The organism is Vreelandella venusta (assembly GCF_015689495.1).
Lineage (GTDB): Bacteria > Pseudomonadota > Gammaproteobacteria > Pseudomonadales > Halomonadaceae > Vreelandella > Vreelandella venusta.
On sequence record NZ_CP065135.1, the window covers coordinates 988,732 to 1,002,652 of the forward strand.

14 protein-coding genes are annotated in these 13,921 nt (G+C 52.3%); 6 read left to right on the plus strand and 8 right to left on the minus strand.

The features are described from left to right. Positions 1-63 precede the first annotated feature (63 nt). Positions 64-546: a PRC-barrel domain-containing protein gene (locus IR195_RS04685; protein WP_089038892.1), complete on the minus strand. Its 483-nt coding sequence runs from the start codon at positions 544-546 to the stop codon at positions 64-66. A gap of 50 nt (positions 547-596) precedes the next feature. Next, a complete protein-coding gene (locus IR195_RS04690) occupies positions 597-794 on the minus strand; it encodes a CsbD family protein (RefSeq protein ID WP_146942783.1) in 198 nt (65 codons plus the stop codon). A 507-nt stretch (positions 795-1,301) separates the two neighbouring features. Between IR195_RS04690 and IR195_RS04695 the strand changes: the two genes are divergently transcribed. Further along, positions 1,302-3,014, plus strand: coding sequence for a DEAD/DEAH box helicase (locus tag IR195_RS04695; protein ID WP_125746107.1), 1,713 nt, complete (start codon positions 1,302-1,304; stop codon positions 3,012-3,014). Positions 3,015-3,192: 178 nt separating this feature from the next. Then, entirely contained in the window at positions 3,193-3,885 is a 693-nt protein-coding gene (gene nfi, locus IR195_RS04700; protein ID WP_206048888.1) for a deoxyribonuclease V, read from the plus strand. Here nfi and IR195_RS04705 read toward each other — a convergent pair. After that, a complete protein-coding gene (locus tag IR195_RS04705; protein ID WP_206048889.1) occupies positions 3,878-4,594 on the minus strand; it encodes a glutamine amidotransferase in 717 nt (238 codons plus the stop codon). The genes nfi and IR195_RS04705 overlap by 8 nt on opposite strands. A 122-nt stretch (positions 4,595-4,716) precedes the next feature. On the opposite strand from IR195_RS04705, the gene tpx reads away from it, so the two are divergent. Next, positions 4,717-5,220, plus strand: a complete 504-nt coding sequence (gene tpx, locus IR195_RS04710) for a thiol peroxidase (RefSeq protein WP_146942779.1) — start codon at positions 4,717-4,719, stop codon at positions 5,218-5,220. A gap of 21 nt (positions 5,221-5,241) precedes the next feature. On the opposite strand, the gene IR195_RS04715 is transcribed toward tpx, so the two are convergent. Further along, entirely contained in the window at positions 5,242-5,913 is a 672-nt protein-coding gene (locus IR195_RS04715) for a gamma-glutamyl-gamma-aminobutyrate hydrolase family protein (RefSeq protein ID WP_125746115.1), read from the minus strand. A gap of 29 nt (positions 5,914-5,942) precedes the next feature. After that, positions 5,943-6,950: an amidoligase family protein gene (locus tag IR195_RS04720; RefSeq protein ID WP_206048890.1), complete on the minus strand. Its 1,008-nt coding sequence runs from the start codon at positions 6,948-6,950 to the stop codon at positions 5,943-5,945. Between the two features lie 128 nt (positions 6,951-7,078). On the opposite strand from IR195_RS04720, the gene IR195_RS04725 reads away from it, so the two are divergent. Further along, a complete protein-coding gene (locus IR195_RS04725; protein WP_206048891.1) occupies positions 7,079-9,577 on the plus strand; it encodes a mechanosensitive ion channel family protein in 2,499 nt (832 codons plus the stop codon). Here IR195_RS04725 and IR195_RS04730 read toward each other — a convergent pair. Both IR195_RS04730 and IR195_RS04735 read right to left on the minus strand, forming a co-directional pair. Continuing rightward, complete coding sequence (locus tag IR195_RS04730; RefSeq protein ID WP_125746121.1) at positions 9,494-9,925, minus strand: hypothetical protein; 432 nt, start codon at positions 9,923-9,925, stop codon at positions 9,494-9,496. The genes IR195_RS04725 and IR195_RS04730 overlap by 84 nt on opposite strands. A gap of 65 nt (positions 9,926-9,990) precedes the next feature. Next, on the minus strand, positions 9,991-11,013 hold the full coding sequence (locus IR195_RS04735; protein WP_206048892.1) for a J domain-containing protein: 1,023 nt from the start codon (positions 11,011-11,013) through the stop codon (positions 9,991-9,993). A gap of 112 nt (positions 11,014-11,125) precedes the next feature. On the opposite strand from IR195_RS04735, the gene IR195_RS04740 reads away from it, so the two are divergent. Both IR195_RS04740 and IR195_RS04745 read left to right on the plus strand, forming a co-directional pair. Then, positions 11,126-12,556: a hypothetical protein gene (locus tag IR195_RS04740; RefSeq protein ID WP_206048893.1), complete on the plus strand. Its 1,431-nt coding sequence runs from the start codon at positions 11,126-11,128 to the stop codon at positions 12,554-12,556. Between the two features lie 124 nt (positions 12,557-12,680). Further along, a complete protein-coding gene (locus IR195_RS04745; RefSeq protein WP_125746127.1) occupies positions 12,681-13,370 on the plus strand; it encodes a CBS domain-containing protein in 690 nt (229 codons plus the stop codon). A 136-nt stretch (positions 13,371-13,506) separates the two neighbouring features. On the opposite strand, the gene IR195_RS04750 is transcribed toward IR195_RS04745, so the two are convergent. Next, complete coding sequence (locus tag IR195_RS04750; protein ID WP_206048894.1) at positions 13,507-13,920, minus strand: helical membrane plugin domain-containing protein; 414 nt, start codon at positions 13,918-13,920, stop codon at positions 13,507-13,509. Position 13,921 lies beyond the last annotated feature (1 nt).

A 13,921-nucleotide genomic window follows, 5' to 3' on the forward strand; every position in this document is an offset into this window, starting at 1 on the left:
ATGGGCCACCCAGTTGCTGGGTGGCCCATTTGGCTAGTTAAGCGCTAGCTTAAGCGATTTAAGTTACTGGTTGTCATTAACGGCTTCGCGAGTAGTTTGCCAAGCGCTTTGGGCACCTTCTTTGGTCGTTTGCCACGCATCGCGAGCACTGTTTTTAGTCTGCTCCCACCAATCACGATTATAGGTAGGGAAGGATTCGACTTCCTCTTGGGAAGCCTCGAGCATAATACGGTGCTCGGTACCACCATCACTCTCGGTATGGGTTTCCAGGGTAAACTGATCGGTATTAATCACAATTTCACGACCACCCAGACCCAGAACTGCGCCGCTTTCAACGACTAACGCTGAAATGCGCATTTCTTCATCAAAAAGAATATCTTCCACTTCACCTATTTCTTCACCAGAACCACCAACAAAAAACACCTCTGCATCCATGATGTCATCTGCAGAATACATGCCTTGGGGTTCAGTTGAGGCCTGAACACCAAAGGCTAAGCTGCCTAAAAGGGCGGTACTGATAGCGGTGGTAAGCATTGTCTTACGCATAGCATCTCTCCGTGTAGCTATTAATGTGCGGCTTAATTAGACGACAAACGTTAAAGATCGTTCGCCCATTGATCAGCACGGCGTTCGGCTTCTTCCCGCTCTATGCCATATTTCTGCTGTAGCTTGCCAACAAGTTGGTCTTTCTTGCCGCCAATCTGGGTAAGTTCATCGTCAGTTAGTTCTCCCCAGCTTGCACGAGCTTTTCCTTTCATTTCTTTCCAGTTGCCTTCAATTTTATCCCAGTTCATAGCATCACTCCTTGAAGTTAGTGAACATCGTTAGGCACCTCTCAGGTTAGACGAACAGGGAGTATCTGCAAGCCAGACTATTAAAAATGGTTAAAGTAAAAAAGCTGGTCATGATCGGCTGGCGGTGTTAGGATGCGCCCTCCTCGCATGTGTTGACCCCTCCATCACGACGATAAGCGATTTCCTGCGTAGCGTTGACTACGAAGCGAAGTGCTTGCGGGAACATCTTGCCAACTGCAGATGTTCATTGCTGTGAAGATGGCGCGCCTCCAGCATTTCACCAAACGGGTGAAATCGGCGCAGAAGGTCGCCACAGCGGTTAGCCCGCCTATGCGATGTTTGCTAACCGAATGCTAGGTGCGACCGGCGTCTCCGACTCCACTGATGATAATATCCGCCTTGCGGATCCTTGTTCATTAATAGGCATTGTCACGCGTATTAACGAGCAGAGTCAGAGACGCTTACGATGTTTTTTGCCGGAAAAACCGGCCTACCAAGGTGTGATTAATGACCTCGACTTCTGTCGCTTCGCCGAGCTTCGGCGATCTTGCTCTGTTGCCTGCCGTTCTCTCTGCTGTTGAAGCACAAGGCTACGAAATTCCCTCGCCGATCCAGGCGCAGACAATTCCTGCGTTGCTGGAAGGCCGCGATATGCTGGGCCAAGCACAAACCGGCACCGGCAAAACTGCTGCATTTGCATTGCCATTGTTATCGCGTTTAGAACTTACCCGTCGCGAGCCTCAAGTACTGGTTATGGCTCCGACCCGTGAACTTGCCCAGCAGGTTGCTGCGTCGTTCAGTAAATATGGTCAAAACCTCAAGGGCCTTGAAGTCGCTATCCTTTGTGGCGGCCAAGAGTACCGTGAGCAGTTAGGCGCGCTAAAGCGCGGTGCCCAGGTTGTTGTTGGCACCCCTGGCCGTATTATCGATCACCTTGATCGCGGTAGTCTGAAACTCGATGGCCTTTCGGCACTTGTGCTGGATGAAGCTGACGAAATGCTGCGCATGGGCTTTATCGACGACGTAAAACGCGTGGTTGCCGATACCCCTAAAGATGCTCAGCGTGTGTTCTTCTCGGCAACGCTGCCGACTGAAATTGAGCGCATTGTTAACCGCTATCTAGTTAACCCGGTGAAAGTCGCGATTGAGTCGCGTACGACGACCGGTGAAAACATTGAACAGCGCATTGTACGCGTCGATGGTGGCGCTAAGCTTGAAGCGTTGGCACGTATCCTTGAAGTTGAGCCGGTTGATGCCGCTATTGTCTTCGTGCGTACTCGTGCCGCTTGTACCACGCTGGTTGAGCAGCTAACAGCGCGTGGCGTTAATGCCGCAGGCCTGTCTGGCGATCTAGACCAAAGCCTGCGTGAGCGCACCATTACACGTCTCAAGCGTAGCAAGGTTGATGTGCTAATTGCGACCGACGTCGCTGCTCGTGGTCTTGACGTGCCGCGTATTACGCACGTGATCAACTACGATCTGCCACAAGACGCAGAAGCCTATACACACCGTATCGGTCGTACCGGTCGTGCGGGCCGTAGCGGTATCGCAATTACGTTCGCTGGTTTCCGTGAAGGCCGTAAAGTGGGCTGGATGGAGCAGGCTACCGGTCAGAAAATGACGGAAATGCCGCTGCCAGACGAAGCTGCTATTCGTGCTCACCGTGATGACGTGTTCCATCATCGCGTTGTAGCGGCCCTGACCAAAGGTGCTGAAGAGCAGCGTGCACTGGTTGAACGCCTGGTAGAAGAAGGCCATGATGCCATTGAATTAGCCTGTGCTTTTGCTGCGATGGCGCGTGCTGATGAAGCGCCGATTGGTCGCTTGCAAGCCCCGCGTAAAGAGCGTGCCCCGCGTGATGGCGCGCCTGGTGGTAGGTCTGGTGGCCGTCGTGAGCGTTCAAGCGCACCTAGTGAAGGTATGATTCGTTACCGTGTTTCTGTTGGCCATAAGGATGGCGTTAAGCCTGGTCAGCTGGTGGGTGCACTGGCGAACGAAGGTGGCATCGAAGGTGCCCGTATCGGTCGGATCGATATCCGCAACGCTTTCTCGGTAGTTGAGCTACCCAGTGGCCTGCCTTCCACTATTCTGGCGAAAATGGCACGTGCCCGTGTCGCAGGTCGTCCGTTAGAAATTAGTGAAGACAGCGCGCCTGAGCGTGCTCCACGTCGTCGTCGTGATGACGGCGATGCGCCGATTCGTCGCCGCGAACGCGCTTAAGTTATTGTGCTTAAGTTATTGTATAGCGCCATAGATAGATAGTGGTGCTTTAAAACGACGTTTAACGATCGTTCTATCCCCTTACGCCTAGCGGCTTAAGGGGATTTTTTTTGCCTGTTATTGCTGCTGAGAAGTTGAGCTACGTTAGTATGATGATGGTTCAGTAAAAGGAGTCTGCATGGACGCACCGCTACATGACTGGAATTTAGCTCCAAAAGAAGCCGTAGCGCTGCAAAAAGTGCTGGCGAAACGACTTGAAACCACGGATCGTATCGACTCTGTACATCACATTGCTGGGGTCGATATTGGGTTTGAAGCGGACGGTGAGATTACTCGTGCGGCAATTGTTGTCCTGAAATGGCAGCCTGACACCCCACAACATCTAACTATGGTAGAGCAGGTGGTTCATCGTGAGCCAACACGGATGCCTTATATTCCCGGGCTGCTCTCTTTTCGCGAGATCCCAGCCGCCCTGGAGGCATTCGCAAAACTTGCGATCACACCCGAGCTGGTAATGGTCGACGGGCAGGGGATTGCGCATCCTCGGCGGCTGGGTGTCGCTGCTCACCTGGGGCTATGGCTAAATTTACCGACGATCGGCATCGCTAAGTCCCGCTTAACGGGGCAGCATGAAGAGGTGGGAAACACGCAGGGATACTGGGTGCCGCTAACATCAGGTAACGAGGTGATTGGTGCTGTGCTACGCTCGCGGAAAAATGTGAAGCCAGTGTTCGTATCGCCTGGACATCGATTATCCCTTGAAACATCGCTGGACTGGGTGGTGCGTTGTTTAGGGCGCACCAAGTTACCAGAACCCACGCGATTAGCGGACCGACTTGCGTCCAGGCGCGACCAAAAGCGGCTTACGTAAAGCTCAGGAAATGGCGCAGTAGGCTAGAGGCTGCTTGAGTGTCAGTGATGGCGTTAATGGGTTCATCGGGATTGTCGCCTTGGTCGCGCAATGCGGCTTTCTGACGCTCGATATAAGCATGCATCACTGGTTGGGTGAATTCTGGATGAAACTGCACGCTCCATTGGCGGGGGCCATAACGTAATGCTTGATGAGCATCGTGGCAGTTATGCGCCAACACCGTGGCGTTGGGTGGCAGCTGCATGACCGACTGGGCGTGGGTTAGGTGAGCCGAGAAGTGTGAGGGGAGCTTGCTAAACAGAGGGTCTTGATGACCTGCTTGGGTCAGCTGAACTTTGCGGGTTCCTGACTCTCTGCCTGCAGGGTGGTAATCGCTAATACCGCCGAATGCTGAAGCCATCAACTGGTGGCCGTAACACACACCAAGCATCGGGACGTTCTCAGCTAACGCCTGCTCAAGCCAAGGTTTTAGTGCTTCGCTCCATGGCTCCTGTTCGCTCACCATACTGTGGGAACCCGTGAGCATAATGCCGGCGAATGAACTGGGGGTAGGAGGAACGCCTTGTTTGCGCGCATCCCAAACCCTGAGTGACAGGTCGGTCGGTAGTGACGTCGAAAGCTGATTGATAAAGAGTTGCTCGAAATCACCGTATTGATCGACCACTTCAGGGAAAGCATCACCGGTTTTGATAATAACTAAAGAGGCCATGGCGTTCTCGTTATCCTGTCTAAGGGAAGGTTAGGAAGGAAAGGTTAGCCCCGTTAAGGCATTACCCTGTAAGGTGATAGCTCCCACCATACACCGTTTTCACTTTATATTAGGAGCTTAATATGCAACAGATAACCCGTGCTGGCGAGCCGATGGATGTGGCGGGAACGCTACCTGCTCCAGGTCAAACTGCGCCGCTGATGACGCTTACCAATGCTAATTTAGAAGATGTTACCCTTGATACGTATTCGGGCAAGCGCAAAGTACTGAATATTATCCCGAGTGTCGATACGCCCACTTGTGCGGTGTCTACTCGACGGTTTAATGAACTGGCCGCGCAATTGGATAATACCGTGGTACTGGTGGTGTCTGCTGACCTGCCATTTGCGGCCAAGCGCTTTTGTGGCGCAGAAGGGCTGGATAACGTTGAAACCTTGTCTACCTTCCGCCATCGAGAGTTCCAAGAAGCGTGGGGTGTCGCATTGGCGAATAGTGCAATGGAAGGATTGTGCGCCCGTGCCGTGGTAGTGCTCGATGCAGATAATCGCGTGTTGCACAGTGAGCTGGTCAGCGAGCTGAAAAATGAGCCTGATTATGAAGCCGCGCTGGCAGCCTTAAAAGGCTAGTCAGAGGCAGTACGTAGGTTGCTAGTGTGTACCTTGTTTCGCTGCCGCCACCAGTGCACTAATTAAACGTTGCTGGGGGCGGTTGAAAATAAGCCATTCAGGATGCCACTGCACGCCAATTAGAAAATCATGTTTTGTGGACTCAATTCCCTGTACTAGTCCGTCCCGGTCGCGGGCGACAATATTGATGCCGTTACCTGCCTGATTGACCGCCTGGTGGTGCAGGCTATTCACACGACACCATGTGACGCCTAATAGTTGATAAAGCTTACTTCCCCCGACAATATCTACTGTCTTGCGCGGTAGCACCGTGCGCCGTCGTTTCAGGCCTTCGTGGGTAGTATAAATATCAGGGTCGAGGGTACCTCCCAGGTGGACGTTGATGAGCTGAGCTCCTCGGCAAATTCCCAATACCGGAGTGTTTTGTGGAATAAATCGGCCGAGTAGGCTGAGTTCCAATTCATCGCGGGCGGGGTCCAGCCGCACATCCAGCTGTACTTCACCGCCGTAAAGATGCGCTTGAATATCATCGCCACCGCCAATAATTAGCCCGTCAAGATGGGCAGGCAGGGGGCGTGACGGGGACAAGCGAAGCGGTTTGCCACCATGTCGCCATACGGCGAACCAGTCAAACCACCACGCTAGGTGGCTTTTTTGATCAGAGGTTGTAATCCCAATAAGTGGTCGAGACATGCCGGCACGTTCTCACTCAGGCAGTGTGTTTAGGATGACTTAAATAGGCCAAGCAGCTTCGTTTTACAGCGTTTCCACCAAGGTTGACTGTGTTCAGCAATATACTCATCGCAGCGAGCGCGCAGCACCTCACTGTTTGCGGCTAGCTTTTCTACCTCAACCCAGCGATTCCACTCCACAACCGACCCCCAGCCGGGCTGAGAAAGCTGCGCATTGGGTAGCCGGTAATGAAATGTCGGGCGTGGTTTAGTGAGTTGGCTATGCAGCAGCTCATTGGGATGGTCAGGACGCAGGTGCGCAAACAGCGGCAGTAAATCCAGCTCTCGATTGCGTGTTAGGTTATAGTGCAGATAGTCATCGATAAACGTATCTAAATCAGGCTGATAACCAGAATCCAGGACTTTAAGGGCGTACTCTTTATGAAATGGGTTAGCGTGAGGTAGTACTTCACGGGTAATGTCGACTTTGATTTCATCGCGCAGCCAACTGGCGAGAAGCAAGTAGGCTTGCATCATGGCTAGAAGGTAATCAACCTCAAACCGCTCTACTTCAGGGTTGAGATGCAGCCCAAATCCGTAGAGCAAACTGGCATCCGTACCTTTCGCGCCCTTGTCGCGCAGGGCACTAAATAGTTGGTCTAGTTCAGCTAACTGATCCCAGGGGATCGGCGGACAGACAATTTCCGTAGGCACTAAGCCTGTTACCATGTCGCCAATCAGTTCACGGGTTTTTTGATGGAACTCTATTCGCCGATGGTGCTGCTGGCGTGCCCATTCGCTATCGCTTTCATGGTGTTCTTCCAGTAACGTCTTATCGGGGTGAGCATATTGGGTATCCAGCTCAATACCGAACTCGCCCCATCGTGTCGCTTCAACCAGTAGCCGGTGGGGACTTACCACGTTAAGCTCACCCCCAAATAGTTCGCGTACCAGTTCAGCGGTATCATGCGGTGGAAGTCCGGCGAATTCGATTTCCACACCGACACGCCTTGTTTTTCCATCACTGTTTGTACGCTTAGGAGGGGCTTGCAGCGTCATCTCGGTATCCTTGAGGTGAACGTTTAAGCCAACAGCCTATCATAGTCACGCATTAAGGCTGAGAGTATAAAGTTAAGTAAACGCTAACTAATCGGCGTGTTACGCCGGTTTATTTTCGGGAGTCAAGCGTGCGACAGCACTGGACAATCAATATCGTGTTAGGCGTTTTTTTGACGCTACTCATAGGTGTGATGACCTTCGCGCAGGCGCAGAGCGTTTCTCTGCCAAGCCTGGGGGGAGGCAATGATGCATCAGAAGAGCAGAGTGTCAGTAGTGAACGCTTCCAAAGCTCGCTTAGCGATGTGATCGCAATGCTGGAGAATGAAGAACAGCGTAGAGCGCTGCTCGACTCCCTGCGTGAATTGCAGCTTGCCACCGAGGCTGGCGAAGAGGACAAAATCGTTCATCAAGGCCTGCTAGGCGCATTAGCCGATACGCTGACCGATATTGGCGAGCAGGCTCAAGCTGGTGACTCGCCAGTTGATGAATGGTCACGACAATTGGTTCAAGGGGCTGCCGACTTACGCGCATTAAATGATGGTGCTGACCAGGGGGAGGCGCTACGTGCAGTGGCCGAAGGCGCCGTCCTTGGTGTTATTTGGGGGACGCTGCTGGTCGTCATGATTGCGTTTGGGCGTTTGATCGCCACACGACGAGAATGGCCGCTTGATTTGCCTCGAGACCCGAAAGCATGGTTATTGGCAGTGCACTTTTTACGCCGCATGCTGCCTTGGGCACTGTCATTTGCGATTACCCTAGGGATTGGGCAGATATTACCTTACAGCCCAGGCCGAACGGTTGTGTTGGTTCTGGCTTACGTTTGTGTGTGCGGTCGCGCGTTGTCGGTAGTGATTGAAACGGTTATTGCGTTTTTCAGCCGCGGCCATCGTTTTACAGCGGTACAGGTGCTGCAACAAAAAGCCTTGCGGGGTCTGTTTGTCATTGGCGCATTAATCGCCTTAGGCGATGCGGTGAACTCCACTCGCTTGGTCGAGTTGCTGGGTAGTGAGCTTTCCAGCTTAGTGTCGGTGCTTGCGAATATGTTGGCTGCGCTGCTTTCAGCACGCTTTATCTTTAAATTTAAACGACCTGTTCGCCACTTGATCTGCAACCGTCCTTACAAGCAGCGCCGTGATGCCAGTGCCGCCGTTGAGATGATCCGTGCGCTGGGCGGCCTTTGGCATATCCCTGCACTGCTGATGGTCGGTGGCTCATTACTGGCGATCTTTATCACCGTGGGTGATGTGGGTACAGCGCTTGCACGCTCGATTATCTCGGCAAGCTTATTAGTGTTGACGTTAGTGGTAACGGGCTTGCTGAGACGTCAGTCTGAGCGTTTGGGTAAACGCCGTCATCGGCGTCGTTACAGCCAATATCGTAAGCGTTTAGAGCGCTTTGGCTTTGTCCTTGCCCACCTTTGCGCCTGGATGGTGTTCGCTGAACTGTTTATGCAGGTTTGGGGCGGTTCGCTGTTTGGCCTTGGTCAGCAAGCGGTAGCCAGTGCCCGTATTGGCCAAGCCTTGATAAGTCTGGGGGCAACTGTGCTGCTGGCTTGGCTGGTGTGGATCTTTGCTGATACGGCTATTCAGCGGGCGTTAACGTCCTCCGCACGCTCTCGCGGTAGGCGAGTGAATCAAGCTCGGGCGCAAACCATCACGCCGATGATCCGTAATGTTATTTTTGTGACGATTTTGATTATTGCGGTGATTGCCGGGCTAGCAAACCTTGGTGTTAATGTCACACCACTGCTCGCGGGTGCGGGTGTCATCGGTCTGGCGATTGGTTTTGGTGCCCAAACGTTGGTGCAGGATTTAATCACTGGGATCTTTATTCTGATCGAAGACTCCCTGGCGGTTGATGACTTCGTTCAGATTAATGGCCATATGGGAACCGTGGAGGGCTTAACGCTACGTACTGTGAAGCTGCGTGATTTAGATGGTGTTGTCCACATTATTACCTTTAGTCGTATTGAGTCGATTCATAACATGTCGCGTCAGTTCGGTATTGCGCTGATGCGGATTCGTATCCCTTATGCGATGAAAATTGATGATGCAATTACGCTGATGCAAGAGACCGCGCAAGAGTTACGCAAAGACCCCATGATGCGCCACTATATTTGGTCGCCTTTAGAAATGCAGGGTGTGCAGGGCTTTGAAGATGGTTGTCCTATTTTGCGTATGCGTTTTCGTACAGCACCCGAAATGCAGTGGGACGTATCGCGAGCTTTTAACCTGTTACTGAAGCAACGCATGGAAGCGCAGGAAATCGATCTAGGCGTACCGCGTCTCAGTGTCAGCATGGAGGCGCGTTCAGAAGATGGTCGGCAAGATCGTAAGCCCGATGAGACTAGTAGGGAAGAGCCTGCAGGAAAAGAGCGCACCGGCACGGATTTCACGCTCGATGAGCCGGGTGACAAGAGCTGGGCAGGGGATAGTAGCGATGAAAGCGGCGATAGCCCACGTAAACGGCCTGCGCCGCCAAAACCCGCTCCGCGCCCGACAGAAGCAGAACTGCGCCGAGACGAGCGTGAGCGGACAGAGGCGTCATCCCACGCTAAGTCCAAGGCCCAAGGCGAGCCCAAAGGCGAGACCTATGCCAGCACCTATGGCCAACAAGGCGACGAGTAGCCATGGACCCTTGAAACGCCGCCAGCGGTTATAAAGTGATACCGCAAGACTAACGCGATCAATCAGCTCGTCATGGCGCGAAATAGCATGATCGGGTGGCAGGGAAAAGTCGTTGGCCACATCGCCTTGCCAATGAGCGCCGTGGGTGAGCCCAAGTCTTGCCCGCAGTTGTCCTATGTCGCTGACGGTTTTATGGAGCTTGTTATAAGCGTCGCGGTGTTCGGCAACGCCAAGTACGGTTTCAGCGTCCTGGCGCAACGCGCTGTTTGGGCAGCGAGCCACCGCGCTATTGATTTCTTGGTCACTCGCGTCGGGTGTTAGTGTCAGTCGTTGGTACAAATCGCGCATAATGTTCGAGTCGATACTCGCTGTCGGTTGAGGTGCCTGGCTCTTAATCGTTAACAGTAGGCTGATCAGAGGTTTTGCATCAAATAATCGTAGGCGCTTTTGATGCGCTGAAAGCGGGTTGATGCCAGTGCTACTTGATGTTCACTACCCGAATAGAAACGGTCAGGGTGATGCAGCTGCGCCATGCGGCGATAGGCTCGGCGGATATCGGCACGATTAGCCCCGGGTGTTAGCCCTAAGACTGCTAGCGCCCGAGTGTGGCGATCGGCTGGTGAAGAGGGGCGCTCCCGCTGTTGGCGACGGGCTTCTTCCTGGCGCTTCTGCTCTTGTTGCCAGCGCTGACGCTGTTGGGCCTGTTCTTGTCGTTTGCGGCGCTCTTGTTGTTTATCCTGTTCCCGCTTGTTCTGTTCCTGCTTGTTCTGTTCCTGCTTTTTCTGTTCCTGCTTGGCCTGCTGCTGTCTTGCCTTCTCGCGGTGTGCCTCCTCCTGTTGGCGTTGCCTATGCTGCTGCCTTTGTTGCTGTTGCTCTTTATTAGCACGCTGGCGCTCTTCAGCTTCTTTTGCTTGCTGCTCAGCCGCCTGTGCATCACGAGCTTTGCGCGCGTGATATTCTGGATCGTGAACCTGCCAGTAAGCATCTCGACTGGGGTCCTCCGCTGATTGCAGTGGTTTGCCCGTTAACTCATGAAAGAGAGTGCCGAATGTGGCCGGCGTGACATTTAGCAAATCGGCGAGAAAGCCCAGAATGTAATGGTTACTCAAGGATAGCTCGCCATCGTCGGTGGCTAACGTGATCGCTTGGTAAAGTATGCTGAGACTGCGCTCGTTGGAACACTCTTTGCGCACAACCTCGGCCGCTAGCTGAATGGCTTGAAGGTCTTGACTATGAGCAATGCTCATCACTGGCCCAAGTTCGTGACCGTGACGAAATTGCGCGGTAACTTGAGCCAATCGGCGTCGCCGCTGGCCTTCAGACACCTGCTGGCGATGTACAAGCACCCAGGCTAACAGTAGTAGTGTTGCCGTATCCACTTGACTGCGGCTCTTTAGCAGCAACAGCTCAAAGGGTGAAAAACGGGCAATGGACATTCCCTGGCTCCAAGGCAAAGAGGTTAGCCGTAGAAGTGCTTTAACGGCCATCCTGATAATGAATGGCCATGGTATATCATCGCGTTACGCAATGAAGTAGGAGATTCGTTAGGTGATCAATGTTGAGCGTAAAAATAGCTTCCAGCTGAGGCTCACTCGACGGCTCAAGGAAGAAACGTCCCACACGCTCGATGTTTACCTATTTGTACCCAAAGAGCTTGGGCTTAGCACTCATGTCATTTCAGAAGAGGCGTTTTATCACGGCGCGATCAGCGTTTCACGCACTTACTACAGTGACGAGTACCATTTGCCGCTGGTCCATAGCCGTTTAGCGAGCCGTAATCAGTTAGGCAGTGATTCCTATCGGTTGAGTTTAAGTTTGTACGCTTACCAATACGTTGGGGCGTTAGAACGAACGACTCAGGCAATGCTGGTCAGCGCCCGAAAACTACGCCATGCAACTAGCGATCAGCGCCAGGAGAGCGGCGAGCTTCAAGAGCTTGCCGATGCGCTCCGTGATCAACTGTATGAAATGAGCGATTTGAGCGAAGGCATTCTAAAACGCTTACGGCGCAATTCGCCCACCGACGAGCGGCTCTATAAGTATTTTGCCAACATCGATAATTACCTTTCCTGGTTTACCGAACAACAACTGTTGGCATTGGTAGCGCATATGCCACGTGGTGGCGAGTTTAGCGAGATAAAGCGTCGCTTTATCATCGTCTGTCAGCGTGAGAGCGACTATCGAAAAGAGCAGGAGTATAACGCTGAACGGGTGATGGAAGACCCTACTCGGATGTCGAATAAAATGCGCTTGCTAAGGCGGCTTATTGAACACCCAATTACACTCAAACAGCGTGCTCTAGAGCTTGGGAGCGGCGAGCAGAAAGCAGTCAAAGCATTGGCGACTGCAGTGGTAATGACGTTTGTTTCGCTTGGTGTGCTCCACTTACGCAGCGCACTGGGCGATGTTACTGCGTTGTTTGTCTTGGCGTTGGCGCTGCTTTATGCGATGCGGGAGGTGTTTAAAGACGATCTGCGTAACACGTTATGGCGCTGGCTTCGGCGCGGAAGGCCAAAGTGGCGGCGGCAATATATCGACCCCACGCGTAATCAAGCGGTGGGTCGGCAGTTAGAGTGGTTCGACTATAAACGCTATGCCTCACTAGATGCTGATATTCAGCAAATGCGCCGTCGCACGGTCGCTCAGCGTGAAGAAGAAGTACTTCATTATCGTTCCAGCTCGCGTATGTCGCCCACCCGCTTTTTAAGCGGTTATGAGCATACCCGTGAAACGCTGCATATCGATCTTTCCATGCTGACGCGCTTAATGAGCAAAGAGAAGCACTTTATTTACCGTCTGAAGGAAGGTCAGGTCGTTAGAGAAAGCGTCGAGAGACGTCACCTGTTTAACTTGGTCATTCGCGAGGCGGGGAGTGAGGACACAACTTATCTAGCTCGCTGGAAAGTGGTAGTCAGCCGTTCTGGGATTGTCGATGTCGAGAAAGTCGCTGAGGAAAGCGTAGCAAAAGTCAGCAAATAAACTGCGTTGGATCAATAGATGTGCACTGAGGCTAAGCCTGCATAGCAAAATCACCCGGAGCGCACTAGTCTCAAAAGGGAGGCAATATAATTTGCGACTGCGACCCTGTCGCCTGGAGGATATCGTGCAAGCTATTGATATTATGACACCCAACGTGGTGTGTGTAGATCCCGACGCAAATGTGCGCGATATAGCGCAGTTACTACTCGAAAACCGCATCAGTGCCGTACCGGTCGTCGATGATGAGCGTAGGGTGTTAGGTATCGTGAGCGAAGGCGATTTGATGCGTCGAGTGAAAGATGAAGCGGACGATAACCACTCTTGGTGGCTCTCGCTCTTCAGTGGCGGTAAAGACCCGGGGACATATATTAAATCCCATGGGCGTAAGGCGCATGAGGTAATGACACCCAACCCATTAACCGTTGAAGAACATGCACCGCTGCATACCATCGCTCGTTTGCTGGAGAAGCACCACATCAAGCGGGTACCAGTGGTGCGCGACGGTAAGCTCGTTGGTATTGTCAGTCGCGCAAACTTACTTCAAGGGATTGCTAACGCGGTTGTAGCGCCCACCCAGTCGCCACAGGATGATCGCTCTATCCGAGAAGCCATTCTTAAAGAAATCAACAATAACACCGGCGTACGGACCGAAAGCTTTAGTGTGATTGTTGATGGCGGAAACGTAGAAATTTGGGGGTTAGTAGAGTCTGGAGAACAGAAGCAGGCAGTGACCGTAGCGGCTGAAAATACCCAGGGCGTCAAGCGTGTTGAAAATCATCTTGGCATGATGCCGCGTGGAGCAGGCTACTTCTAAAATGGGTTACCCTATGGCGATGTAGCGTATAATTTCCATCACCATTTGCCCGTCGAATATTAATTCGTATATCGACGGGCATGTACATAAAAGCACGCGTTTAAGGTAGTAATCGGTTCACATCAATATGGCACGACTACTCACTTTTCATTTGTCGGCCAATGATACGCATGGTCCCGATGAAGAAATGTAACGAGCGACGAACATCAGGATCATTGAGAGAGCTAAGTAGTTTAAACAAGCTGGGTGGCTTCTCTAAGGCTTCTGTTTGAGCATTTGCCATGCGAACAGAATTTCCAGCTGTCCAACCCAGTGCTAAAATCTCTTCGCCAACTTTCGTGGTTTTTTCCAGTGTGGCTTCATCAAGAAACTCAATGTTATCCGATATCAGTGATAACAGATCGACGATATTATCAAATCGCCCCGCCTGGATTAATGGAGATAATTTTTCGATCAGATGTCTCACACCTTCGATCGTGGCAGGGTCGTTAAGAGCAGTATCCGTCATAAGCTTTTCTTCTATTATGTTTGATTGATGTTCTTCAGACATG